This is a genomic window from Pseudomonas sp. FFUP_PS_473 (assembly GCF_002858665.1).
Lineage (GTDB): Bacteria > Pseudomonadota > Gammaproteobacteria > Pseudomonadales > Pseudomonadaceae > Aquipseudomonas > Aquipseudomonas defluvii.
Map to the genome: position 1 here is coordinate 52,670 of NZ_PJQQ01000012.1, position 24,786 is coordinate 77,455.

The following is a 24,786-nucleotide window of genomic DNA, read 5'->3' on the forward strand; positions in this document are numbered from 1 at the left end:
ATGGCGTCGGTGGGGTATCCGTGAGTTCGCGGCGTCTGCATCGCGGGCAAGCCCGGCTCCTACAGGTTGCGCGTGCTCTGTTGGAGCTGGCTTGCCTGCGATGGCCTCGGTGGGGTATCCGTGAGTTCGCGGCGTCTGTATCGCGGGCAAGCCCGGTTCCTACAGGCTGGCGCGGGCTCTGTTGGAGCTGGCTTGCCTGCGATGGCGTCTGCATCGTTGGCAAGCCAACTCACACAGCGATTGCGCTAGAAGGTGACGCTGGCGCTGAGCCTGGCCGTACGGGGTTCGCCCACATTGACCTGCAACGCACTGCCGGTGCTCGATGGGTAGTAGTGTTTGTCAAAGAGGTTGTCGACGTTCAGTTGCAGGCGCGTCTTGTAGCCCGCCATCGGTACGTCCCAGCGCAAGAACGCATCCGCCACGGTGTAGCTGCTCATGTAGAACGTGTTTTCGTTGTTTCCGGCGCGGTCACCGACATAGCGAGCACCGCCGCCCGCATGCCAGTCACCCAGCCCCGCAGGCACCTGCAAGTGGTGGCTCAGGTAGAGGCTGGCGACGTGTTCAGGCGCCTGGCCCAGACGATTACCTTCATTCTGCGGGTCGTCAAGAATCTCGGTTCGGGTGTAGGCATAGGTGCCGATCATGTCCCAGCGCTCGGCAATGCGCCCGGTTACATCCAGCTCCAGACCACGGGAACCCACCTTGCCCGCCGCCTCGTTGATACCGGTTACTGCCGAAGGGGTCACAACGTTTTTCTTCTCGATGTCGAACAGCGCCAGGTTCAGGTTGAGGCCAGGCGCGAGGTCATACTTGGCACCGACTTCGTAACTACGCCCCTCTTCAGGATCAAAGGTATTGCCATTGTCATCCACATCGTCATTGGGCACGAATGAACGGCTGTAGTTACCGTAGAGCGACAGGTCGTCGTTCACTTTGAAAACCACCCCCAGCATCGGCAGGAAGGTGTCGCCATTGCTGTCACGGTTCAACTTCCGCTTACTGCCCAGCCCCTGTTCGCTGAACTGGTCGTAATGCTGATAACGGCCACCAAAGACCAGAATCCACTGATCGTTCAGGTGCCAATTGTCTTTCAGGTAGAGCGACGTGGAGGTCAGCTGATTGCTCAGGTTGCTGTCGGCCTGGCTGATGAGGCTTGGCTTATCCATGCCACCGTAAACCGGCAAATAGATATTGAAGTCTTTGTCCACGGCATTGCGGTAGGTCTTGCCGCGGAACTTGTCAGAGTCTTCCTGCTCGGCACCGATCAGCAGGTCGTGCTGTTGCCCCAGAAATACCTGCTGGCCAATGAAGTCCAGGCTGGCATAGCGGGTTTCGTAATCGTAGAGCCCACCATTGGCCCGGCGCTGCAGTACACCGCTGGCAGACAGTGCCGAGGGTTGGGCAATCGCCAGGCTGTAGCGGTCGTTATTCCAGCCGTAGGTCAGGCGGGTCTTCCAGGCATCGCTCAGTTGGTACTCAAACCGCGCCGTGGCAGTTTCGCTGATCCCCTCGGTTTTTGCCCAACGCTCATCCAGCCGCTTGTCATAGTCGACGCTGGCGGGATGCCCATCGACAAACACGGTGCCACGGTCAAACGGGCTCGCGTAATCGTTGTATTCGTAGGCCAGCGTGAGGCTGGCGCGCTCACCGGTCCAACTGAGCGATGGCGCGATGAGGGTATGCTGGTCGACCCCGTAGTTACGCCAGTAGTCCTCGCTCTGCCGCTCGGCTACCAGGCGATAGGCCAGGCCGGTATCACCCAGCGGGCCGGTGGTGTCCACCCCAAAGCTGCCACCACCTTCACTGAAGGCTGAGCCACTGAGCGTGGTGCTGCGCACGTATTGGGGTTGTTTGCTGATCACATTGATCACGCCGCCAGGCTCCATGGCGCCATACAGCAGCGAGGCCGGCCCCTTGAGGACTTCGACACGTTCGGTGGTGGCGCTGAAGTTGTGCGAGACCACCGAGCGTACCCCATCACGCAGGATGGAGCCGTCGTCGTTGGTGCCAAACCCACGCTTGACCAGCGAATCCTTGGTGTTGCCCAGGGTATTGCCCTGGCTGACACCACTGACGAACTTTATGGCATCGTCCAGCGAGCGAACGTTGTAGTCGGCAATGGTCTGCGGTGTCACCACGTTGACCGACTGTGCCTCGTCCTTGAGTGGAACGTCACTTTTGCTCGCCGTACTGGCACTGCTGGCACGGTAACCTTCTGCCGTGTCGGAAGCCTCGGCGGCGATCTGCGTCGCAGGCAGTGTGGTCTGTGCAGGTTCGGCAGCAGCCGGAACAGACAGCATGGCGCTGGTCAGCGCACAGAGCAGGAAGGGAGCGGAAGGTGAACGAGAAAACAGGTTGGATACGGCGTTCAAAGGCGATGCTCAAAGGGGTGTGAATGGCATCGATTTTAATTTGGTAATGATTCTCATGTAAATATTGCAAATGATTCAATGTGTTCATCGACAGCAAACCCGGCCCCTACAACAGGGTAGAAACCAGGCTCGGCAGTACGTGCCCTCAGGCGCGAGCGGCATCCAGCATGCCTTTCTCGACGATGAAGTCGATCACGGTATGCAGCCCATGCCCGGTCTTGAGGTTAGTGAACGCCCAGGGTCGCGCAGGGCGCATGCGCTGGGTATCACGCTCCATCACTTCCAGTGAAGCCCCCACGTAGGGCGCCAGGTCGATCTTGTTGATCACCAGAAAGTCCGATTTGGTGATACCCGGGCCACCCTTGCGCGGGATTTTTTCGCCCTCGGCCACGTCGATCACGTACACCGTAAGGTCGGCCAGTTCCGGGCTGAAAGTGGCACTGAGGTTATCGCCACCACTCTCGACGAAGATCACTTCCAGGTTGCCAAACTTACGCGCCAGCTCTTCCACTGCGGCAAGGTTCATCGAAGCATCTTCGCGGATGGCGGTATGCGGACAGCCACCGGTTTCCACACCAACAATACGCTCGGGCGCCAGGGCGCCCGCTTCAGTAAGGATGCGCTGGTCTTCCTTGGTGTAGATGTCGTTGGTCACCACGGCGATCTCGTAATGGTCGCGCATCGCTTTGCACAGGGCTTCGAGCAATGCGGTCTTGCCGGAGCCGACCGGACCGCCGACACCAACGCGCAGGGGTTGCTTGTAGCTTTGCATGGCAGTTTCCTCAGGAGCGGAATAATCGGGTGTATTGGGTTTCGTGACGAGCCGAGGCGATGGCCAGCAACGGCAGTCCACCCCCGAGTTGCGCGTCAGGGAGTGTCAGGGCCGTGTCCAGCACGCCAGGCAGCTCGCCGCACAGGTCGCGTAGCAGGCTCTGGGCAGCCTGTTGACCGAAGGGCACCAGCTTGACCCCCGCCATCACCGCGCCTTCCAGCCAGGCGAAGCCGTGGCCGAGGGCAAGGTCACGTAACGGGATGCCCCAGTGCGCGGCCAGCCAGGCCATGCCACCCAGTTGGGTCAGTTCCAGGCTCGGGCGCCATGCCGGCGCCTGACACAGTTGCCAGCCATCCAGCAACCGGGCCAGGGCCATGCCACGCTGGCGCTCTTCCAGCCGCAGCTCGGCGGTCTCGCGGTTGGCCAGCAGGAACTGGCTCCAGCGGGCGAACGCCGAGGCGTCGTCGTCACAGCTGGCCTGATACAGGCGCGCCAGCAGTGGCCAGTCTAGGTGGCCGAGGGTGTCTTCGAGCTGCTCACGCTGCCAGGCGCGAAAGCCTTCGGCACCGCATACCCAGCCCGCCTCCACCGCCCACTCCAGGCCTTGCGAGTAGGTGAAGCCACCTACCGGCAGGTTGGGGCTGGCCAACTGCAGCAGGCGCAGCAGCTTGAGATCGATACTCATCAGCCGGCCAGCACCAGTGCTGCACCCGCCAGCAAGCCTCCACCGAAGAGGTGTTGCAGGCGACTATGGCGACGCAGCAGGCAACCGCCGACGAAGCCCACCCACAACAGCATGGCGCTGACGGCCACGAAACCGGCACTGAATACCCAGAAGGCACCAGGGCTGGCCTCGACCCCGTGGGCCCAGCCGTGGAACAGGGCAAACAGTGGCATGGCCAGGGCCAGCAAGCGCTGACGGCCCGGCAACAGCAGTGCGCCAGCCGCAACCAGCAACGAGCCGATGATCATGACTTCCATACCCGGCACACCACCCAGCAGATGGCCAAGCACGGCGCCACCCAACATGGCACTCAGGGTCAACAACGGCAGTGCCAGGGTGCGGCCGGTCAATGCGGCCAAGACACCGGTACCCAGCAGCATCAGCAGGTGGTCAAGGCCGGTCAGCGGGTGCAGCAGGCCGTCCTGCAGCGGGTGGGTGTCATGCCCCGGATGGGCGAAGGCAGGTAACGCTATCAGCAACAGTGCAAGGGCCAGGGTCTTTTTCATGATGGTGTCTCCAGGTCGAATTCAGGGGTGGGCGTGGCCGGGCACACGCACGAAGGGGTGGTCGTGGGCATGGCTATGGTCATGGCTATGCGGTGCGCTCTGGTAAGCGCCCGCCTCTGGCTCGAACGGCGCCTGCTCCCGGGCAACCTGCAAGCCCAGACCTCGCACCATGTCGTCCAGCACATGGTCGTGCTGGTAGCGCAGCAGACCGGCTTCGATCTGCAATGGCACATGGCGGTTGCCCAGGTGATAGGCAGCACGCGCCAACAGCAACGGGTCGTCGCTACGCACCGTTGACACCTGCTCGGCAGCCGCCTGTACCCGAATCACTTCTGTGCCCTGCTCGTTTGCCAGCAGCTCGCCACCGCGAATCAGTTGGCCACGTTCCAGCATCAGGCCAGCCTCTCGGCCATCGTCCAGGGTGATGCGCACGCGGCTCTTGATGCGGGTGTCGAGAGCGAGGGTGACGGTGCCGCTGACTCGCGGCGCATCCGCTACCCGGTGGGTTAAGACAATCATGCTTGCTCCTTCAAAACAGGAAGTAACGCTGCGCCATGGGCAACACACTGGCCGGTTCACACACCAGCAATTCGCCGTCGGCGCGTACTTCGTAGGTCTGTGAGTCCACCTCGATCGTTGGCTGCAGGCCGTTGTGCACCATGTCGCCCTTGCGCACACGACGACAGCCGCTCACCACGCCAATCAGGCTGCGCAGGCCCAACGCCTGATGCACGCCTCGGCTTACCGCCGCCTGGGACAAAAAGGTCATGCGCGTGGCATGTCGGGCAGCCCCCAGGGCGCCAAACATCGGCCGGTAGTGAACCGGTTGCGGGGTCGGGATCGAACCGTTGATGTCCCCCATCGGCGCCATGGCAATCATCCCGCCCTTGATTACCAGCGACGGCTTGACGCCAAAGAACGCCGGCGACCAGAGCACTAGGTCGGCAAGCTTGCCGGCCTCGACCGAGCCCACCTCATGGGCGATGCCATGGGTGAGTGCCGGGTTGATGGTGTACTTGGCGATGTAGCGCTTGACCCGGAAGTTGTCGTTGCGGGCGGTGTCCGGTGCCAGTGGGCCGCGCCGCCGTTTCATCTGGTGGGCGACCTGCCAGGTACGCAACACCACTTCACCGACGCGACCCATGGCCTGGGAGTCGGACGATGTCATGGAGAAGGCCCCCATGTCGTGCAGGATGTCTTCGGCAGCGATGGTCTCGCGGCGAATCCGCGATTCGGCGAAGGCCACATCCTCGGGAATGCTCGGGTCAAGGTGGTGGCAGACCATCAGCATGTCGAGGTGCTCATCCACCGTGTTGACGGTGTACGGCAAAGTCGGGTTGGTCGAGGATGGCAGCACGTTGCCGAAGGCAGCGGCACGGATGATGTCCGGTGCATGTCCACCGCCCGCCCCTTCGGTATGAAAGGTATGGATGGTGCGATCACCGATGGCCGCCAGGGTGTCCTCGACGCAACCGGATTCGTTGAGGGTGTCACTGTGGATTGCCACCTGCACGTCGGTTTCTTCCGCCACGTTCAGGCAGCAATCGATGGCTGCGGGCGTCGAGCCCCAGTCTTCGTGCAGCTTGAGGCCCACGGCACCGGCCTCGATCTGCTCGCGCAGGGCTTCGGGCCGCGAGGCGTTGCCCTTGCCCAGCAGGCCGATATTGATTGGCAGCGTATCAGCGGCCTGCAACATGCGCGACAGGTACCAAGGGCCCGGCGTGCAGGTGGTGGCATTGGTACCCGTGGCCGGCCCCGTGCCGCCACCAATGAAGGTGGTGACGCCAGAGGTCAGCGCCTCCTCGACCTGCTGCGGGCAGATAAAGTGAATGTGCGAATCGATGCCACCGGCCGTGACAATCTTACCCTCGGCCGCGATGACTTCGGTGCCAGGCCCTACCGGCACGGTTACCCCCGGCTGCACGTCGGGGTTGCCCGCCTTGCCGATGCGCGCAATGCGGCCGTGCTTGACGCCGATGTCGGCCTTGACAATGCCCCAGTGGTCGATGATCAGCGCATTGGTCAATACCAGGTCCATTGCGTCTGCTGCGAGCATCTGGCCCTGGCCCATGCCGTCACGGATCACCTTGCCACCGCCAAACTTGACCTCTTCACCGTAGATCGTGAAGTCCTTCTCGACCTCCACCCACAGGTCGGTGTCGGCCAGACGCACGCGGTCGCCGACGGTGGGGCCAAACATGTCGGCGTAGGCCTGACGAGAAATTCGACTCATGCCCCTGCCTCCAGCTTGCCCATCACCCGCCCCTGAAAACCGTAGACCTCGCGTTTGCCGGCATATGCCACCAGGTTGACGGTACGCGACTGGCCCGGTTCAAAGCGCACGGCTGTACCGGCGGCGATGTCCAGGCGAAAACCACGGGTGGCTTCACGGTCGAATACCAACGCGTTGTTGACCTCGTAAAAATGGTAGTGCGACCCGACCTGAATTGGCCGGTCGCCGTGGTTTGCGACGCTGACACGCAGCGCTTCGCGGCCTGTATTGAGTTCAAGGTCGCCGTCGGCGACCAGTACTTCTCCGGGGATCATGGCGTTCTCCAGCAGCGACAGTCAGACGATCGGGTCATGGACGGTGACCAGCTTGGTCCCATCGGGGAAGGTCGCTTCCACCTGCACGTCGTGGATCATTTCTGCGACCCCTTCCATCACCTGCTCACGACCCACGACTTCACGGCCCATGCTCATCAGCTCAGCGACCGTACGGCCATCCCGTGCCCCCTCCATTACGGCGGCACTGATCAGCGCTACGGCCTCGGGGTAGTTGAGTTTCAGCCCTCGGTCGCGGCGCCGCTCGGCGAGCAACGCCGCGGTGAACAGCAGCAACTTGTCTTTTTCTCTTGGCGTCAGTTCCATGGTGTGTTTTCTCAGGTAGCCCAGATGCGTGGCGGGCACGGCGGCAGGCCGACAACAGCCGGTCGCAAGGTGTGCCACAGCCGTTGCAGAGTGGATTGCAGGCGTTGGTTGTCGTGGTCCAGCAGACGGACCACCAGCAGTTGCCCCAGCAGGGTTGCCCCGGCGGGAGCGGCAAGGTCGTCGATCAGGGCGCGAACCTGTTCCAGCAGCTGCGGGTTAGCCGGAGCGGCGCAGAACGTCGCCAGCAGCGGGTAGCCGCCGAGTTTGCCCAGGCGCCCGCCCTCGAGGCGCAAGCGTTCATGCAGGCCAGGGTCATCAGGCATGTCGATGTGCAAGCAGCTGTCCAGCGCACCATGGCTAAAGGTCTCGCCCATCACCGGACGCCCAAGGCACAGGGTTTCCCACGCCAGCAGACGGGCACCGGGGGCCAGGTTAAAGCGGGTCTGCAACGACACACGGGCGCCGGGAAAGCAGATGCTGTCCTGAGGTAGCCACTCCAGGATGCTGTCTTCTGCCAGGTGAAAATGCTGTTTGAGGATCGAAGTCGGGCCGGCACTGCGGTAGAACTTGGTGGCGCCGGGCATGGTCATCAGCGCGTGGCTGCCTGGCTCCAGATGGATATCCAGCGCCAGGCGGTCTCCCCCCACCACGCCGCCCGGCGGGTGCAGCACATACACGTGGCACGGCGCGCCCTCCGGGTAGAACGGACGTTGCACCAAAAGAGGTCCGAAGTGACGCCGCGCACCAATACAGGTCTTCGTGTCACAACGAACAAAACGCAGCATGAGCTCGGCGCTCCAGCCTGCAGGGATGCAAGCGGCGTCGAGTGGTTCAGCAACAAACATGCATCCCGCCCCGGTGAACACTGGGCACTGCGTGCCCAAAGGGCGAGCAGGCCACAGGTACAGTTAAACAACCCTCACCTCATGCACGACAACAGCGCACAACGTGTTTGACCAATCGATCAGCTATCGATGCAGGGGCCAATGCAGGTTGTGGGCCAATTCCCGACGTGCGTGGTTGTGGCGCAGCAGGCCATGCACCAAACACAGGCTGCACGGCGAACTACCCTTGAGGTGGGTAGGCGCACGAGGGCGATGCCATGAAGGTCGACAAACGACAAGCCCGATTGATCGACGCATTGGCACGGCTCGGCTTTGTCATCGGTGGTCTGGGTTTCGTCAGCGTGCTGGCAATCATCACCGGGTTCGACGTGTTCAACAGGCTGTGGCTGGCGCTGCTGGTAGTGATTCTGATCTTTACCACGGGCTGCTGGCTGGTCGGCCTGGCTTGCGCGCGAGCGTCCAGTACACCAGCCGATACATCACCCAAAGCGCCGGAGAGAGCCGTCCCTGTGCGCCGTCGACGACCTCACGAGCTGATCCTGCTCACGCTTATCATGCTGCTTTTCGTCGGCGGTTACACCGCAACGGCCTATCTGGCAGCGCGTGCTGGCGCAGCAATTGTCGCCACCTGCGTTACCCAATTAACCAGCACCTTGGTCGCCAACGAGCAGGAACAGGCACTGGCCTACCTGGTGGGCCCGGTATGCCAGTGCATCTCCCAACGCTTTATGGAGAAAAACGGGGTTGTCCGCCTCGCCCTGCTACACAGCCAGTGGTTCAACATTGCCACCTATTCAGCAGTGACCGACGCTGAGCAAATGGCCTGCATGGAACGATTTCTGAGCCGCGCCCCGCCACCCACTCACAGCCTGCCGCCCAACCGCACGAAGGACTGAAGACTTGATGTAAATCAGACGCAACGCGGCTGATCGTCGTACACCTTCCAACAGGCCTCCACCCTCCTTGCCATCTGGGAGCATCACTATGTCGACTGATCCAAGCCAGCACAAAGCCCTGTCCGCGCTATGCCAGGGTGAAACCGAAGAGCATTGGATAGAAGCCTTGAATGACGGCACCCATGTGCTGATTCGTTCGTTACAGGAGCGTGATCGCCTGCGCGAATTCCAGTTTGTCAGGCACTTGTCGGCCGAAGCCCGGCGCGCTCGCTTCATGGGCGGATTCAACCGAGAAGACCTCACCCTGCTGGACCAGTTGATGGACCTGGATGGCCACGACCGTGTCGCCTACGTCGCGCTGGCGCATGTCGACGGCGAGTTGCACGAAGTCGGTGTGAGCCGCTATGCGGCGATACCAGGGGGGAAACACTGCGAATGCGCCGTAGCGGTTGCCGATGACTGGCAACGCCGGGGTTTGGGCACGCTATTGATGGGGCACCTGATCGAGGCTGCCCGCCGCAACGGGTTCAAGCAGATGATCTCACTGGATCTGGCCAGTAACTACGGCATGCATCGGCTGGCGAAAAAGCTGGGGTTTACCAGTCGCTATGACAACGGCCAGTTCAGCGAACTGACCCATGAACTCGACCTGAGCCGCTAACCGTCCCGCACACGCCCCGGCTCACCGGGGCGCGCCAAACCGGGTGACCATTAACCATCGAAGTCCTCAGGGGTGACCACCAGCACACTGCTGGGCATCCGGTACAAGACATCTTCCACCGTACTGCCGAAGCCTTTGCTCACCCCTCGCCGATGCACACGCCCCATGACAATGACATCGATATCGCGGGTTTCGGAAAAGCTGGACAAGACCTTTGCCGGGTTACCGACAATCATGTGCCGATTTTCAGGGGGGATACCATTGCGTTCGGCCAGCTCATTGAAGCTTTCCCCCTGAATATCGTAAACCTTCTGCGCCAGGCTTGAGGAAAACAGCATCGAACCAGTGGAAAAACCGTATTCTCCCGTTCCCATCGACGAAAGGTCATGGGCATACACCAGATGCACTTCAGCCTTGCACTGCATCGCCAGTTTCAGCGCCTCATAAATGATCCGGTCATTGAAGCCCTTGTACTGGTCATCTGGGTGGAAGGGATCGACAGCAGCCACAATCCTGCGCGGCAACGCATTGCGGGTTTTGCTCACAAAGTGCAATGGCGCCTTGCACTCGCGTAGCAAATGAATATCCAGGGTAGTGAACATCGCGCGCATGAGGCGTGACTCGTGCTCGACCTCCTTGATTACCAGGTCTATCGGCTCCTCGCGCAGGTGCGCCAGAATTTCTGGCAACACCTCCTCGGCCCACACTACTTCGGTCGTGACCTCGATACCCAACTTGCGCATTGGCCGGGCCTGGTCCTCAAGCCAGGCATGGTGTCGCTCCACATAGCCCTCGCGCATCTGCTGCAGCGCCTCAGCATTGACCAATCCCGCGGTTGCGAGCCCCTCCACATAGTCGAAGGCGACAATGTGCAGCGGTTCATCCCGTGCCTTTGCCAAGGCTGAGGCTCTGTCAAAGGCCGGGCCGGCTTTCATCAACGGCGAGGACACCAACATAAGATGTTTTTGCATGGTCATGACGCACCTCTCATTAGACGGAAGTTGGCCTGCAGCCCTTCAAGCAGAAAGCGTGCTGCCCAAAGGCAATTCAAGTCCTATCCTGCGGCCACCTGCCCCCTGCGGCTTGATGTGGGTCAGAGTCCGCATTTCTTTTACCGGCAAAACGACACACGGTCGCGGATCCAGGATTTCAGGGCCATACTCATTGATCCAGATCAACTTTTCAGCCCCTCGCCAGGAGCAGCCTGTTGAGAGTGATCAGACCCGATGCGCTGCGCTCAGGAGACACAGCCATGGCGAAAATGAAAGCGGCAATCTTCGTTGAAAAAGGCCGTATTGTTCTGGATGAAAAGCCAATTCCAGAGATTGGACCGCTGGATGCTCTGCTGCGCATTACCACCACCACGATCTGCGGCACCGATGTCCACATCCTGCGCGGTGAATACCCGGTCGCCAAAGGGCTGACCATTGGTCACGAACCCGTCGGGATCATCGAGAAACTCGGCTCACAAGTCGTGGGATTCAGCGAAGGACAGCGGGTGATCGCCGGCGCAATCACGCCCAGTGGCCACAGCTACGCCTGCCTGTGCGGCTGTGCATCCCAGGATGGCCCCGGCACACGGCATGGCTTCCGTGCTACGGGAGGCTGGAAGTTCGGCAACATCATCGATGGTTGCCAGGCCGAGTATGTGCGGGTACCGGACGCCATGGTCAACCTCTCCCCAATACCCGATAACCTGACCGATGAGCAGGTGCTGATGTGCCCCGACATCATGTCCACCGGCTTTTCCGGTGCGGAGCGTGGCGGCGTGCAAATCGGTGATACCGTTGCGGTGTTCGCCCTGGGCCCGATTGGATTATGCGCGGCGGCCGGTGCCCGGCTGATGGGAGCCACCACCGTCATCGGCGTTGATACCGTTGCTGCACGGCTGCAGGTCGCTAAACAGCTGGGCGTTACCCACACCGTCGACTTCAAGGCCGGCAATGTAGTGGATCAGATCATGGCGCTCACCGATGGACGCGGTGTCGATGTCGCCATCGAGGCACTGGGTACGCAGGCCACCTTTGAGTCGGCACTGCGGGTTCTGCGCCCCGGTGGCGTGCTTTCAAGCCTGGGCGTGTACTCGAGCGACTTGCGCATACCGGTCGATGCATTCGCTGCCGGCCTTGGCGACTACCGTATCGTTACCACCCTGTGCCCTGGCGGCAAGGAACGGATGCGCCGCCTGATGAACGTTGTCGCCAGTGGTCGCGTCGACCTCAAGCCGCTGGTCACCCATCATTTCAAACTTGACGATATCGAAGCCGCTTATGACCTGTTCGCCCACCAACGTGACGGGGTCATGAAAGTCGCCATTACGCCTTGAGCAGTAGCTAAACGCATAGAACACCAAACCGTATAGTTTCAGGCATGGAGGCTGTTCCCCCTACAGTGACCGGGAGCATGCGAAATGTTTTCAACCCTGATGAGCAAGCCACGATTACCGGACATGGCGGCCTTGCGGCGCCGCGAAGTGGAGCTGCCCTGCAACCCGGAATTGGCGGCCGCCAACAGCAGGACGAACTTTACGATTTACGCCCACCTGCAGGGTTTGAGTATTGAAAACCTGCACCTGGACCTGAGCCCCAAACACCTGGTGCTCAGTGGCTGGGCCGTTCAGCGGCGTGCCGACGCATCACTGTGCGCCGGGCCGTTTCGCTCCTCACACCGCCTTCCTGCCTCGGTATCGCTGAACAACTTCAGCCTCACCTTCAACGAAGGCCTTTTTACACTCAGGCTCTTGAAAAAAGGACATTTGAAACACGCCTTGTAACCGTCGACATCCGTCGACAGGAGAGTCGTCATGCTGATCGAACTCGAAAAGGACGCACCAACCAGCCGCTGGCTGGTTCATCTGGACACATGGGTCGTGGCCTTTCGGACCGAAGCAGAAGCCACCTGTTTCGTGCAGCGCCTGGAAGACCGAATCAAAGCACCACACGTACTGCCACCTTGCGCGCCGCCCACCCGCTGGCACGGCACATCCTCCAGCCCTGCTCCCAGGCAGCGCATCACTCACCCACTGCACGTCGACTTCCAGCGATGACTCCACTGCAAGGCCTTAGTGCCCAGTGGCCTCTGCTTCAGAAGTTCACCGCTTCCCCATGGAGCAAGACGCTATGCAACCTAACAATAACGCAGTCGCTCTAGAACACGCCGAACTGCAAACCACGCCCACCGTTTCACGCACCAGGCTGTTCTCTCTAGGCGCTTCCTGTGCTCAATGCGCAGTACGCGCCTTTTGTTTGCCGGGCGGCTGCTCACATGCCGAGCGCGACACCTTCAATTCATTGATCTCACAGCGCATGCGCATCAAGAAAGGCGCTGCCCTTTACCATTCCAATGATCCGCTAACCTACCTCTACGCCGTCCGCATGGGCTGTTTCAAGATTTCCTTGATCGACGCCCACGGCCGCGGCATGGTCGCCGACTTCATGATGGCCGGTGAAGTGATGGGGCTTGATGCCATCAGTACCTCGCGTTATGCCTGCAGCGCATTGGCACTGGAAGACAGCGAAGTGTGCCCGATCCCCTATCACCAGATCGAGCAACTGGCCCGCAACTGCCCCGCTCTGCAACAAACCCTGAACCGCCTGATGAGCCGGCAGATCGTCCGGGACAATGAGCGGCTACTGATGATGTGCAACATGAACGCCGATGAGCGCTTCGCCGCTTTTCTTCTACAGTTATCCCAACGCTATGCCATGCGTGGCTATTCGGCACTGGGTTTTGTTTTGCGTATGACCCGCGAAGACATTGCCTCATACCTGGGGTTGAGGCTCGAAACCATCTGCCGGTGCATGGCACGCCTGCGCGATTTGCAGATCGTTCGCTTTGCCGGTCGCGAGGTGGAAATTCTGGACATGCCCGCTCTCATGGCGATGGAGCATCACTGGAGTACGTGACGCGCGCCCATGCCAAGGCCCGACAACGCACTGCCGGGCGGGCACACAGGAACAACCAGCCTGGCCACAGCGCGTGGTATCAGCCTGTTGGCAGGGTTGTTGAGGAGACACGCCATGCACGTCACGTTTCTCGGCGCCGCCGGTACGGTTACCGGCAGCAAGTACCTACTGGAACATAACGGTCAGCGCGTACTGGTCGACTGCGGGCTGTTTCAGGGCTACAAACATTTGCGCGTACGCAACTGGGCCCCGTTCCCCATACCACCGCGCAGCCTGGACGCCATCGTCCTGACCCATGCTCACCTGGACCACAGCGGCTACATCCCGGCACTGGTGAGGGACGGTTACCGCGGGCCCATCTACGCCACAGAGGCCACCTGCGAACTGGCCAGTATCCTGTTGCTCGACAGCGGTCGCCTGCAAGAGGAACAGGCCGAATACGCCAATCGGCGAGGCTTCTCCAAACACCATCCGGCGCTGCCGCTGTACACCGAGGACGACGCCAAGCGCGCCCTCAAGCACTTTCGCCCCATTGCCCTGCACCATCCACAAGACATCCTCGCCGACGTCCGGATACACCTTCGGTCTGCCGGTCACATCCTTGGGGCGGCAACCGTGGAGATCATCGCCGACGGTTCCACCTGGGTATTTTCCGGTGACCTGGGCCGTTTCAACGACCCGATCATGCTCGCCCCGGAGCTCATCGAAGAGGCCGACTACCTGTTCGTTGAATCCACCTACGGTGATCGCCTGCACCCACCCGAAGACACCGAAAAGCAACTGGCTGACGTCATCACCCGCACAGCCCTGCGCCATGGCATTACTCTGGTTCCGTCCTTTGCCGTGGGCCGTGCCCAGTTGCTGATGTATCACCTCTCGCGCCTTAAACAGAGCGGCGCGATTCCTGACCTGCCGATCTATTTGAACAGCCCCATGGCGACAGATGCGACGGTGCTGTATCAGCGATTTTGCAGTGAACACCGGCTGTCCCCACGCGAGTGCGAGTCGATGTTTCGCGCCACCCACATCGTGCGCACCGTTGAAGAATCCAAACGCCTGGACCAACAGCGTGGCCCAGCCGTGATTATCGCCGCCAGCGGAATGGCCACCGGTGGACGAGTGCTGTTCCACCTCAAGACCCTGGCGCCCAACCCGCATAACACCCTGTTGTTTTCCGGCTATCAGGCAGGTGGCACCCGGGGTGCACAGATCATCGCCGGTGCGCCCTCCATTCGACTGCACGGCGAGGATGTTCCGGTGCGAGCCGAAGTGGTGTCCCTGGAGAGCCTGTCGGCACATGCCGACGCCGATGAAATCATGCAATGGCTGCGTGGCTTCAAGCGCCCACCCAAACACACCTATGTGGTGCATGGTGAACCGGAGGCAGCCGATACCCTGCGTCGCCGCATCAGCCTTGAGCTCGGCTGGTCCGTCTCGGTACCGGAACACCTGGAACAAGCAGAGATAGCAGCTGCGAGCCCCAACACCGCCACAGCACCCAACGCAAAATAGGCTTGTACATGAAAACATATTTGTACAATATAACTCGACAGCGATTGCGCCGACGCCCTCCCTGAACAGCACCGCGTTACCGGCAGGAGCTCCCATGAACCGCTTCAATCCACGAAAGCTGGCCTTGTCCAAATGGACAGCCTGCACACCACTCAATCGAGAGAAACACTTTCTGGTAACCGATCTGCTGCATGACGAACAAGGCACATTGCTGAAGATCGAGTTGCAAGCCATCTACAGCGGTCGTAGCGAATGGCTGGACTGGCGCGAGCTTCGCGACAGCGAGCGCTGGAGGACAGGCTGGCAATGACCCAAAATTGATACAAAAAATATCTATACAAAAAAATTGACTTGTACAGATATTGCCTTAGCCTTAACTTGTACAAATTCCTACAAATGTACAAGTTAGAGGCCTATGGATGTCGACCTTCCTGCAGCAGTTCGCCGAGCGATTCGCCGCCCTGGATCGCGACCACCTGGAGCACCTTTCAAGCCTCTACAGCACTGACGTGTGCTTTATCGACCCGCTGCATCAGATCAATGGGCTGAACGCCCTGCAGCGTTACTTTTCCGAGCTGTATGCCAATGTCGAGGACTTGAGCTTCCAGTTCCACGGCCATGACGCAGTCGCCGAAGGTTCGGGCTACCTGCGCTGGACCATGACCTACCGTCACCCCCGCCTGCGTGGTGGAGCGCCTGTCAGCGTTACCGGATGCTCCCATCTGCGCTGGGCAGACAAGGTCTACTATCACCGCGACTACTTCGATGCCGGCGCACTGCTCTACGAACACCTGCCGTTGCTGGGTAGCGTGATCCGCGGGCTCAAGCGGAGGCTGGCATGAAGCGGATCTGGCTTACCGGCGCCAGCAGCGGGATTGGCGCAGCCTTGGCCGAAGTGCTGCTTGAGCAAGGCCATCAGCTCGCACTGACCGCACGCAGCACAGCCCCACTGCAACAACTCGCGACACGCTTCCCCGGGCAGGTACTGCTCGTGCCAGGCGACCTGCTCGACAGCAATCAGGTCAGGCAAATTGGCGAGCGCATCACTCAACACTGGGGCGCGCTGGATCAAGTCATCGCCAATGCCGGTACCTGCGAATACCTCACGCCCGAGCACTTCGAGGCCGCGCTGGTGATGCGCGTGGTCCAAGCCAACCTGTTTACCGCCAGCCTGACCATCGAGACCGCGCTGCCCCTGCTGCAACGCGGCCATGAACCGCACCTGGTGGCCATAGGCAGTTCAGTGACCTTTCTGCCCCTCCCGCGAGCAGGTGCCTACGGCGCCTCCAAAGCGGCCCTGCGCTACCTGATCGACTCACTGCGGATCGACCTGGATGCCCAAGGCATCGCGGTCACGCTGGTCAGCCCGGGTTTTGTCGACACGCCCCTGACACGACGCAACGACTTCCCCATGCCGTTGCGCTGGTCGGCGGAGAAAGCCGCCCGCCACATCGCCCGAAAACTGGAGCGCCGTCCTTATGAAGTGGCGTTCCCAGCACTGTTTATCGCCTGCCTGAAGCTGCTCGGCCACCTGCCAAAACACTGGCAACTGGCACTGGGCAAGCGGCTTGCACGGCCTGGCCAGGAGTCCTGACCCCATGCGTATTGCAATCGTCGGCAGCGGAATTGCCGGCCTGACGGCAGCCTACCTGCTGAAGCGTAACCACGACATCACCGTATTCGAGGCCGAAGGGCGAGTAGGCGGCCATACCCATACCGTGAACGTTCAATTGAACGAGCAGAACTATGCGGTCGACACCGGCTTCATCGTCTTCAACAACTGGACCTACCCGAATTTCATTGCCCTGATGGACCATCTGGGCGTGACCTCACGCCCCACCGAGATGAGCTTTTCGGTACATGAGCCAAAGACCGGCCTGGAGTACAACGGCAATAACCTCAACAGCCTCTTCGCTCAACGCAGCAACCTGATTTCACCGGCGTTCTGGGGAATGCTGCGGGACATTCTGCGGTTCAACCGCGAAGCACCACTGGACCTCGACCGCCAGCACATCGACGCCAGCACGACCCTCGGCAGCTACCTGCAACAGCGTGGCTACGGCAATCGCTTCATCGAACACTACATCGTGCCGATGGGGGCGGCGATCTGGTCGATGTCACTGGCCGACATGCTCGGCTTTCCCTTGGCGTTCTTCGTACGTTTTTTTCGCAACCATGGCCTGCTCTCAGTCACCAACCGCCCACAATGGCGGGTTATCCAGGGCGGCTCCAGTGCCTACATCAAGCCGCTGACAGCCAGCTACGCCAAGCACATCCGCCTGAACTGCCCGGTGCAACGTGTACGCCGTGACACCGAGGGCGTCAGCATCACAAGCGCTGTCGGCACCGAGCGTTTCGACAAGGTGGTGTTTGCCTGTCACAGCGACCAGGCACTGGCGTTGCTGGAAACGCCTACCGAACAGGAACAACAGATACTCGGCGCCATCCGTTATGCGCAGAACGATGTCGTGCTGCATACCGACACGCGCCTGCTCCCCGACCGTCGCCTGGCCTGGGCGAGCTGGAACTACCGCCTAGGTGGCCCCGAGCACAGCCCAGCGGCCGTGACCTACAACATGAACATCCTGCAAGGCCTGGACGCACCACGCACCCTCTGCGTAAGCCTCAACCAGAGTGATGCCATTGACCCGGCACAGGTGCTCGGTCGCTTTCGCTACGCGCACCCCCAGTACAGCCTCGAAGCCCTTGCGGCCCAGGCACGTCACGCTGAACTGATGGGCCCGCAGCACAGCTACTACTGCGGCGCCTACTGGGCCAACGGCTTCCATGAGGATGGCGTGGTCAGCGCACTGAAGGTGGCCCAGCACTTCGGTGAACGATTATGAACAGCGCCTTGTATGAAGGCTGGGTCAGCCACCGGCGCCTGTCCCCGCGCGCGCATGCCTTTCGCTACCGCATGAGCATGTTGTACCTGGATCTGGCCGAGCAGGATGCATTGTTTGCATTAAGCCCGTTTGCCGGGCGCGAGCGGTTTTCGGCGTTCAGCTTCCGCGAACAGGATTACTTGCCACGCTACACACGCAACGGCATGGCGCTTGCCGATGCGGTCAATCTGCTGCTCGTGGAGGCCCTGGGTTACGCCCCGGGTGGCGCCATACGCCTGTTGACCCAGGCGCGGAACTGGGGATTGGCCTTCAACCCGGTGAGTTTCTTCTTCTGTTTCGACGAGCATGACACGCTCGCGGCGATTCTGTGCGAAGTCACCAATACCCCCTGGCGCGAGCGCTTCCACTATGTGCTGCCGTGCAATGAACACGGCGTGCAGCAGTTCAGCGTCGCCAAAGCCTTTCACGTCTCGCCATTTTTGCCACCCGACCTGGAGTACCGCATGCGCTTCACCGCGCCAGGGCAACACCTGAACATCACCATGCAGGACTGGCATGGGCCGCAGAAGGTGTTTGAAGCCGGTCTTGGTCTGAACCGCATAGCCCTGACCCGCAGCACCTTGCACCGCCAATTGATCGCCTTCCCCTGGATGTCGGCGAAAACCGTTACTGCCATCTATTGGCAAGCCCTGCGCCTGCTGCTCAAGCGCACGCCGATCTTTTCCCATTACAACACCCAGCGGCATTTACGTGTCGCCCGTAACCGTAGCGAGGACGTTGACCATGAAGAGCCCTAACCTGGCCGTAGCCAAAAGCGGAGCCCTCGCCGCCGGTAGTACAGGCCTGCTCAAGCGCCTGGTGCTGCGCCAACTGGCGCGGCTGCGCAAAGGCCAACTGACCGTCGTGGTAGACGGCCAGCGCCTGATGTTCGGCGAACCCCATGCCAGCCTGATGGCCGAGCTTCAGGTGCTGGATGATGCACTGTGGGGGCTGATCGCCACCAACGGTTCGATCGGCGCCGGGGAAGCTTACGTACACGGTCACTGGACCAGCCCTGACCTGACCGCCGTGGTTCGCCTGTTCGTCGCCAACCTTGACGTACTCGACGCCATGGAAGGCGGCCTGGCGCGCCTTGGGCGCCCTCTGGTTCAGGGCCTGCACTGGCTCAACCGCAACACCCGAAGGGGCTCCAAGCGCAACATTGCCGCACACTACGACCTGGGCAATGAACTGTTCGAGCACCTGCTGGACCCGACCATGATGTACTCGGCGGCAATGTTCCGCAGCTCAGAAGACAGCCTCGAACAGGCACAATTGAACAAACTGGAGCGCATCTGTCGCAAGCTTGACCTGCAAGCCAGCGATCATTTGCTGGAAATCGGCACCGGCTGGGGCAGCATGGCGCTCTACGCCGCCATTCATTACGGCTGCCGCGTGACCACCACGACACTGTCCGAAGAGCAGTACGCCTACACCTGCAAGCGTGTTGCCGAGCAAGGCCTGCAAGCGCGCATTACTGTCCTGCGCAAGGACTACCGTGACCTTGAAGGACGCTATGACAAGCTGGTTTCGATCGAAATGATCGAAGCGGTGGGCCACCGTTTCCTGCCCAACTACTTCCAACAGTGCGCACGCCTGCTCAAGGACGATGGTCTGATGCTGTTGCAAGCCATTACCATCCGTGACCAGCGCTATGAACAGGCCAGGCGCTCGGTGGACTTCATCCAGCGCTACATTTTCCCCGGTGGCGCCCTACCCTCGCTGAGCCGCATGCTGGACGTTGCCAGCCGTAACACGGACCTGAACGTCCATCACCTGGAAGACTTCGGCCTGCATTACGCACGCACCCTGCGCCACTGGCACGAGAACCTCTGCCGGGGACGCCACGCATTGCAGCTGTTGGGCTACGACGAAACCTTTCAACGTATGTGGGAGTTCTACTTCTGCTACTGCGAGGGTGGCTTCCTGGAACGTGGTATCGGCGTGGCCCAATTGGTCCTGGCCAAACCTGATGCCCGTCCCGCGCCGCTGCTAGAGGCACTGGAAGCCTGAGGATGAACCGACGCCTGATTGGCAATGCAGTGCTGTTCCAGATCGGCTGGGCAGCCTGCATATTTGGCGCACGGCACCCGGCCTGGCTATTGCTGGCACTGGGATGCCTGGCCTTGCACGTGGCGTGGGCTCCGGTACGGGTACGCGAATGTCGCCAGCTGTTGAAAATCGCTGCCTGTGGCTGGGCGCTGGACAGCCTGTTACTGAACCTGGGCGTGTTCGATTTCGATGAGCCGCGCTGGGTACTGCCGGGCTGGCTGGCGATGCTCTGGCTGCTATTCGCCAGCACCTTGCGCCAGAGCCTGGCCTGGACGGCATCCCGCCTCTGGCTGGCGGCACTTGTCGGCGCCTTGGGCGGGCCGTTGTCTTACTATGCCGGTGCACGCCTGGCAGACGTCGGCCTACCCTATGGGCTTTGGCCATCCTTGGCCCTGCTGGCCATACTCTGGGCGCTGTTGTTGCCCGCCTTGCACCGCGTGGCTAGAAGCCCGAAATGAGCGGTGCCAAGGGCACCGATTCGGGCCACGCGCCGTTTCCTTGCAACTACCAGGTAGAGCGTATGGAGAACGGCAGTTTCAGCGGCGCATCAGCACTGTTACCCAGCCCGCACATTTCGTCATGCACCACCTTCTGCACCAGCAGGCAGGGGATTTCAGGTAAATGCTGCAACACCTCTCGGGCGTGCGTCGTCGAGCGCAGGCAGAGGTTGTGTCCCTGCTCGTCAAGCAACGGGTGCAGCTTTCCCTCCATCAGTGCCTGCAAGACATAGATACCGCCTTCAAGAGAAACCAGATTGAGCTCGTCAATGCGCCCGGCATCGGCAAAGCCTGACAGTTGCTGAAGGTTCATACTTGACGCTCCCAGGGGCATAGCCCCGTCTAGAGGTGCCACAGTGGAACTACCAGGGCAAACGTTCGCCCTGGTAGCTGAAAAAGCTGCCGCTGTCGGCGGCGGTGACTCCGTCAAGCACGGCCAGCATGTCCGCCACGGCGTCACGCGGAGCCCGCGCTTCCGGACGAAAAGGTCGCGACAAGGCTGAAGCAACAGTGCCAGGATGCAGCGCAACCAGGCGCTTGCCGGGCCAACGCCGCGCAGCTTCGATCGCTGCCGTTTTAAGGAGCATGTTCAACGCCGCCTTCGAGGCCCGGTAGCTGTACCAGCCACCCAGGTGATTGTCCGCGATGCTACCGACCTTGGCCGACAGTACCGCCAGCAGACCGTTGCTCCCGAGCAGGGGCAAAAAGTGCCGCAACACCAGTGCAGGGCCAATGGCATTGATCTGAAACGTTGCCAACAGTTGCGCCTGGTTCAGTGACTCCAGCGCCTTCTCCGGCATGAAGCCCTCACCGTACAGAACACCGGCAGCCAAGACGATCAGATCAAACGGTGGCTGGCCTTCATAAAACTGTGCGGCCATGGCGATGCTCTGAGGGTCGGTCAAATCCAGTACCGGGTGTGTGCCACGCCCCAGGCCATGCACGGCGGCACACCGGGGATCCTCACGCAGCGTATCAACGAAAGCACCACCGATCGCCCCACTCGCACCGATCACCAATGCCCGATAGCCCTCCGGCAGGCTGTTCATGGTTCACCCCCGCCGCGCCGGAAGAACAGGGTCACCTGCCCCAACTCCAGGCCAAACTTGGACATGAACGAGCGATTGATCAGTGTGTTGTCATCCATCAGGTACATCCAGTCATCGAACTGCACCGGATAAAACGCGCCGTCCACCTCCAGGTTGAGGGTGTAACGCCAACGCAGTGCATTACCGGCCACCTGACCTTCGGCTTCGCCGATCACGTCACCCGCCGTACCGCTCCAGCGCCCCGGCCCCTTCGGTGTCAGGCGCCAAACGCGTTGCTGACGGGTGCCATCGCTGTAAACGAAGCGCTCATCGAGGATCAGCACGCGCCCTTCCATCCGCCCCTCAATGGTCACGTGGAAACGCTTGACCACCTCACCCGAACGCTTCTGGAACATGCCCCAGGCCTGGACGGGCACCGAGAAGAACCGCGGCAAGTCCAATGCTGGCGCCTCGTTGCGGTAATGATCGACTTCGACGTTGCCGCAACTGCTCAACAGCAAGCAGCACGCCAGCAGACAGGACTTCCACATCATGCTTACCCTCATCGTCATTGCCCGCCCAGCAAGCGCTGGCGTAACTCAGGGTTACGTGTACGCGGGTCAAACCAGATATCAAAGAACGCCCGCGAAAACGCAGGGTCTGCGACCTCGTAATGCAAACGATCATCCACGTAGAACCGCGCACCGGCACCGGGCAAGAACACCCCGATGATCCGCTGCCCCGGTTCGACATCGACAAAGGCCCGCGCCATCTGTGCCTGCCACAGCTTGAGTTGCGCTTCATCGACCGACCCGCCCCGTAGTCGACGTATTTCATCAACGCTGACGTCTACCAGTTGGGCACGGGTAATCGACCGGTGATAGGTCAGCTCAAGCGCAAAGGGTTGCTGATAGTCCACCTGGGCCGAAGCGCCCCACAGGCTCGCGTTGTACACACGAAAACCATAGAGCCGAAACTCGGCGCTACCGATCAAACGACCACCGGGCAGCAGCGCCTGCCAACTGGCGAAAGCACCGGGGCTGCACAACAACAGGGCGCTGAACAACAAGCCCAAGGTCCTGCGGTCGACCACGCGCGTCAGACACTGACGCAGCAGGGGAAATAGCGATCTGTCCATGGCATGGCTCTACCTTTTCTGACAACGCCGAAATGTTGGTTTCTCTGGCATTCGGTACTGCATGCACAGCGGCACTTCAAAATAGTTGTACATAAAATTGGTTTTGTACAGCTTAATGCGACGCTTCGCCGTTTTTTGTACAACTTATTGTCAAGAGGTCATGCCGATTCAAGCCCGGAGCAGGTTCCGCAGCAAGAAACCTGGGCACCCTGTGATTGCCTTGCCCTGACAGGCACTAGACTGATGCGCACGTTTATTTCCAAACACAGGTTTTGGCGATTGCCGAACCGTCGACAGGGAACACCTCATGCAGTTTCTTGAAAATGCCCCGCGCTTTCTGTTTTTCACTGGCAAAGGCGGTGTGGGCAAAACCTCGATTGCCTGCGCCACGGCATTGCAGCTCACCGCACAAGGTCGGCGCGTACTGCTGGTGAGTACCGACCCGGCGTCTAACGTTGGACAAGTGTTTGGCATCAGCATTGGCAACCACATCACCCCGGTGCCCTCGGTGGCCAATTTGTCAGCGCTCGAAATTGACCCACAGGCTGCAGCGCAGGCCTATCGAGACCGCATTGTCGGCCCTGCCCGGGGCGTGCTTGAGGCCAGTGTCGTGAAGAACATGGAAGAGCAATTGTCTGGCGCCTGCACCACGGAAATTGCGGCCTTCGACGAGTTCACAGCACTACTGGTCGGCTCCCGACAAACCGACACCTATGAACACATCATCTTTGACACCGCCCCTACCGGGCATACCATTCGCCTGCTGCAGCTCCCTGGCGCCTGGAGTGGCTTTCTCGATACCGGCAAGGGCGACGCCTCCTGCCTTGGACCGCTGGCGGGCCTCGACAAACAGCATGACCAGTACCGCAAGGCGGTTGAGGCGCTCTGCGACCCGGCACGCACGCGGCTGGTACTGGTCGCTCGGGCACAAAATGCCGCGCTACGCGAGGCGGCCCACACCCATGAAGAACTCGCCGCCCTCGGCCTTCACGAGCAGTACCTGGTGGTCAACGGCGTGCTACCCGGCAGCGAAGCCGAAAAAGACCCACTGGCTGCAGCGGTGTATGCGCGGGAGCAGTTGGCGCTAGCCCAAATGCCTGACGTACTCAAGCCACTGCCGCTGGATCAACTGCCGCTGAAAGCCTTCGACCTGGTCGGCATTGAAGCCCTGAAACAGTTGTTGCGTGATAAGGGTGACGCTGAAGACCTTCAGCCCCTCGCCGTTCGCATTGATGCGCCAAGCCTGAGCGACCTCGTCGATGACATCGCCCTGGATGGCCACGGGCTGGTCATGATCATGGGCAAAGGTGGCGTAGGTAAAACCACCCTGGCAGCGGCGGTGGCCGTCGAACTGGCCCACCGGGGCTTGCCGGTTCACCTCACCACCTCAGACCCGGCAGCGCATCTGGCCGACACCCTGAGCGGCTCAATGAGCAACCTGACCCTCAGCCGCATTGATCCGAAGGTTGAAACCCAGCGGTATCGCGATCACGTGATGGCCACCAAAGGCGCAGCCCTGGATGAGCAGGGAAAAGCCCTTTTGGCCGAAGACCTGCGCTCGCCCTGCACTGAAGAGATCGCCGTCTTCCAGGCGTTTTCCAGAGTCATTCGGGAGGCCGGCAGGCGGTTTGTGGTCATGGACACAGCCCCCACCGGGCACACCCTGTTGTTGCTGGATGCCACGGGCGCCTACCACCGCGATATCGCCCGACAAATGGAAGGCAGCAACATGCACTTCAGTACCCCGATGATGCAGTTGCAAGACCCGAAGAAAACCAAGGTATTGCTGGTAACACTGGCCGAAACGACACCGGTACTTGAAGCGGCCAACCTGCAAGCCGACCTGCGGCGTGCTGGCATTGAGCCTTGGGCATGGGTGATCAACAACAGCATCGCGGCCACCACAACCCAATCGCCCCTGCTTCGTAGACGGGCAAAGAATGAGCTCAGGGAAATCGAGCACGTGGCCAGTGAGCACGCCAGACGCTATGCCGTGATCCCCCTGATGGCCGAGGAGCCCATCGGGGTAGAACGCCTGCTCGAACTGAGCAAGGAACAGCCCCGAGACAGGTAAGGGCAATTGGTGCATGGCTGATGAGCCTGGGACATGATCGGCGCATCA

29 protein-coding genes are annotated in these 24,786 nt (G+C 60.9%); 15 read left to right on the forward strand and 14 right to left on the reverse strand.

The annotated features are described in order from the left end of the window. Positions 1–245 precede the first annotated feature (245 nt). The 9 genes from CYD26_RS10415 to CYD26_RS10455 all read right to left on the reverse strand — a co-directional run bounded on the left by CYD26_RS10415 (position 246) and on the right by CYD26_RS10455 (position 8,090). Positions 246–2,300: a TonB-dependent siderophore receptor gene (locus tag CYD26_RS10415; protein ID WP_178081708.1), complete on the reverse strand. Its 2,055-nt coding sequence runs from the start codon at positions 2,298–2,300 to the stop codon at positions 246–248. 217 nt (positions 2,301–2,517) lie between these two features. Then, positions 2,518–3,144, reverse strand: a complete 627-nt coding sequence (gene ureG, locus CYD26_RS10420) for an urease accessory protein UreG (protein ID WP_065761775.1) — start codon at positions 3,142–3,144, stop codon at positions 2,518–2,520. A gap of 10 nt (positions 3,145–3,154) precedes the next feature. Next, the gene (locus CYD26_RS10425) at positions 3,155–3,829 is read right to left on the reverse strand and encodes an urease accessory protein UreF (protein ID WP_102052557.1); all 675 of its coding nucleotides are present in this window, start codon (positions 3,827–3,829) and stop codon (positions 3,155–3,157) included. Then, entirely contained in the window at positions 3,829–4,374 is a 546-nt protein-coding gene (locus CYD26_RS10430; RefSeq protein WP_102052558.1) for a HupE/UreJ family protein, read from the reverse strand. Before CYD26_RS10430 ends, CYD26_RS10425 begins: the two co-directional genes overlap by 1 nt. Before the next feature lie 21 nt (positions 4,375–4,395). Next, complete coding sequence (gene ureE, locus CYD26_RS10435) at positions 4,396–4,893, reverse strand: urease accessory protein UreE (RefSeq protein ID WP_102052559.1); 498 nt, start codon at positions 4,891–4,893, stop codon at positions 4,396–4,398. A 10-nt stretch (positions 4,894–4,903) separates the two neighbouring features. After that, positions 4,904–6,607, reverse strand: a complete 1,704-nt coding sequence (gene ureC, locus CYD26_RS10440) for an urease subunit alpha (protein ID WP_102052560.1) — start codon at positions 6,605–6,607, stop codon at positions 4,904–4,906. After that, positions 6,604–6,921, reverse strand: a complete 318-nt coding sequence (locus CYD26_RS10445; RefSeq protein WP_102052561.1) for an urease subunit beta — start codon at positions 6,919–6,921, stop codon at positions 6,604–6,606. Before CYD26_RS10445 ends, ureC begins: the two co-directional genes overlap by 4 nt. Before the next feature lie 21 nt (positions 6,922–6,942). Continuing rightward, entirely contained in the window at positions 6,943–7,245 is a 303-nt protein-coding gene (locus CYD26_RS10450; protein ID WP_102052562.1) for an urease subunit gamma, read from the reverse strand. An 11-nt stretch (positions 7,246–7,256) separates the two neighbouring features. Beyond that, positions 7,257–8,090, reverse strand: coding sequence for an urease accessory protein UreD (locus CYD26_RS10455; protein ID WP_102052563.1), 834 nt, complete (start codon positions 8,088–8,090; stop codon positions 7,257–7,259). A 257-nt stretch (positions 8,091–8,347) separates the two neighbouring features. On the opposite strand from CYD26_RS10455, the gene CYD26_RS10460 reads away from it, so the two are divergent. Beyond that, positions 8,348–8,986, forward strand: coding sequence for a hypothetical protein (locus CYD26_RS10460; protein ID WP_102052564.1), 639 nt, complete (start codon positions 8,348–8,350; stop codon positions 8,984–8,986). A gap of 88 nt (positions 8,987–9,074) precedes the next feature. Beyond that, on the forward strand, positions 9,075–9,647 hold the full coding sequence (locus CYD26_RS10465) for a GNAT family N-acetyltransferase (protein WP_102052565.1): 573 nt from the start codon (positions 9,075–9,077) through the stop codon (positions 9,645–9,647). Positions 9,648–9,697: 50 nt separating this feature from the next. On the opposite strand, the gene CYD26_RS10470 is transcribed toward CYD26_RS10465, so the two are convergent. Beyond that, positions 9,698–10,624, reverse strand: coding sequence for a universal stress protein (locus CYD26_RS10470; protein WP_102052566.1), 927 nt, complete (start codon positions 10,622–10,624; stop codon positions 9,698–9,700). 275 nt (positions 10,625–10,899) lie between these two features. Between CYD26_RS10470 and CYD26_RS10475 the strand changes: the two genes are divergently transcribed. The 12 genes from CYD26_RS10475 (at position 10,900) to CYD26_RS10530 (ending at position 20,459) form a co-directional block, all read left to right on the forward strand. After that, positions 10,900–11,973, forward strand: a complete 1,074-nt coding sequence (locus CYD26_RS10475; RefSeq protein WP_102052567.1) for an NAD(P)-dependent alcohol dehydrogenase — start codon at positions 10,900–10,902, stop codon at positions 11,971–11,973. Between the two features lie 84 nt (positions 11,974–12,057). Continuing rightward, positions 12,058–12,420 carry an Hsp20/alpha crystallin family protein gene (locus CYD26_RS10480; RefSeq protein ID WP_102052568.1) on the forward strand — a complete coding sequence of 121 codons (363 nt, stop codon included), beginning with the start codon at positions 12,058–12,060 and terminating at the stop codon, positions 12,418–12,420. 30 nt (positions 12,421–12,450) lie between these two features. Further along, on the forward strand, positions 12,451–12,693 hold the full coding sequence (locus tag CYD26_RS10485; protein ID WP_102052569.1) for a hypothetical protein: 243 nt from the start codon (positions 12,451–12,453) through the stop codon (positions 12,691–12,693). 73 nt (positions 12,694–12,766) lie between these two features. After that, positions 12,767–13,552, forward strand: a complete 786-nt coding sequence (locus CYD26_RS10490) for a helix-turn-helix domain-containing protein (RefSeq protein ID WP_102052570.1) — start codon at positions 12,767–12,769, stop codon at positions 13,550–13,552. A gap of 114 nt (positions 13,553–13,666) precedes the next feature. Beyond that, positions 13,667–15,064, forward strand: coding sequence for an MBL fold metallo-hydrolase RNA specificity domain-containing protein (locus tag CYD26_RS10495; RefSeq protein WP_178081707.1), 1,398 nt, complete (start codon positions 13,667–13,669; stop codon positions 15,062–15,064). A gap of 94 nt (positions 15,065–15,158) precedes the next feature. After that, positions 15,159–15,374, forward strand: a complete 216-nt coding sequence (locus CYD26_RS10500) for a TIGR02450 family Trp-rich protein (RefSeq protein ID WP_065759465.1) — start codon at positions 15,159–15,161, stop codon at positions 15,372–15,374. A 109-nt stretch (positions 15,375–15,483) separates the two neighbouring features. After that, a complete protein-coding gene (locus tag CYD26_RS10505) occupies positions 15,484–15,906 on the forward strand; it encodes a nuclear transport factor 2 family protein (protein ID WP_102052571.1) in 423 nt (140 codons plus the stop codon). Then, positions 15,903–16,658 carry an SDR family oxidoreductase gene (locus CYD26_RS10510; protein ID WP_102052572.1) on the forward strand — a complete coding sequence of 252 codons (756 nt, stop codon included), beginning with the start codon at positions 15,903–15,905 and terminating at the stop codon, positions 16,656–16,658. The genes CYD26_RS10505 and CYD26_RS10510 overlap by 4 nt, the downstream gene beginning before the upstream one ends. A 4-nt stretch (positions 16,659–16,662) precedes the next feature. Further along, positions 16,663–17,910, forward strand: a complete 1,248-nt coding sequence (locus CYD26_RS10515) for an NAD(P)/FAD-dependent oxidoreductase (protein ID WP_102052573.1) — start codon at positions 16,663–16,665, stop codon at positions 17,908–17,910. Further along, positions 17,907–18,707, forward strand: coding sequence for a DUF1365 domain-containing protein (locus CYD26_RS10520; protein WP_102052574.1), 801 nt, complete (start codon positions 17,907–17,909; stop codon positions 18,705–18,707). The genes CYD26_RS10515 and CYD26_RS10520 overlap by 4 nt, the downstream gene beginning before the upstream one ends. Beyond that, complete coding sequence (locus CYD26_RS10525; protein WP_102052575.1) at positions 18,694–19,962, forward strand: cyclopropane-fatty-acyl-phospholipid synthase family protein; 1,269 nt, start codon at positions 18,694–18,696, stop codon at positions 19,960–19,962. The genes CYD26_RS10520 and CYD26_RS10525 overlap by 14 nt, the downstream gene beginning before the upstream one ends. 2 nt (positions 19,963–19,964) lie before the next feature. Next, positions 19,965–20,459, forward strand: a complete 495-nt coding sequence (locus CYD26_RS10530; protein WP_102052576.1) for a DUF2878 domain-containing protein — start codon at positions 19,965–19,967, stop codon at positions 20,457–20,459. Between the two features lie 46 nt (positions 20,460–20,505). Here CYD26_RS10530 and CYD26_RS10535 read toward each other — a convergent pair whose 3' ends face one another. The 4 genes from CYD26_RS10535 to CYD26_RS10550 are packed head-to-tail and all read right to left on the reverse strand — an operon-like array spanning position 20,506 to position 22,664. Then, a complete protein-coding gene (locus CYD26_RS10535; protein ID WP_065759472.1) occupies positions 20,506–20,811 on the reverse strand; it encodes a DUF6482 family protein in 306 nt (101 codons plus the stop codon). A gap of 49 nt (positions 20,812–20,860) precedes the next feature. Next, positions 20,861–21,547 (reverse strand): SDR family NAD(P)-dependent oxidoreductase, encoded by a 687-nt coding sequence (locus CYD26_RS10540; protein WP_065759473.1) that lies wholly within the window; start codon positions 21,545–21,547, stop codon positions 20,861–20,863. Continuing rightward, positions 21,544–22,077: a DUF3833 domain-containing protein gene (locus CYD26_RS10545; RefSeq protein ID WP_102052605.1), complete on the reverse strand. Its 534-nt coding sequence runs from the start codon at positions 22,075–22,077 to the stop codon at positions 21,544–21,546. The genes CYD26_RS10540 and CYD26_RS10545 overlap by 4 nt, the downstream gene beginning before the upstream one ends. A 17-nt stretch (positions 22,078–22,094) precedes the next feature. Next, complete coding sequence (locus tag CYD26_RS10550; RefSeq protein WP_102052577.1) at positions 22,095–22,664, reverse strand: chalcone isomerase family protein; 570 nt, start codon at positions 22,662–22,664, stop codon at positions 22,095–22,097. A 307-nt stretch (positions 22,665–22,971) separates the two neighbouring features. On the opposite strand from CYD26_RS10550, the gene arsA reads away from it, so the two are divergent. Beyond that, positions 22,972–24,738, forward strand: a complete 1,767-nt coding sequence (gene arsA / locus CYD26_RS10555) for an arsenical pump-driving ATPase (RefSeq protein ID WP_102052578.1) — start codon at positions 22,972–22,974, stop codon at positions 24,736–24,738. The last annotated feature ends 48 nt before the right edge of the window (positions 24,739–24,786 follow it).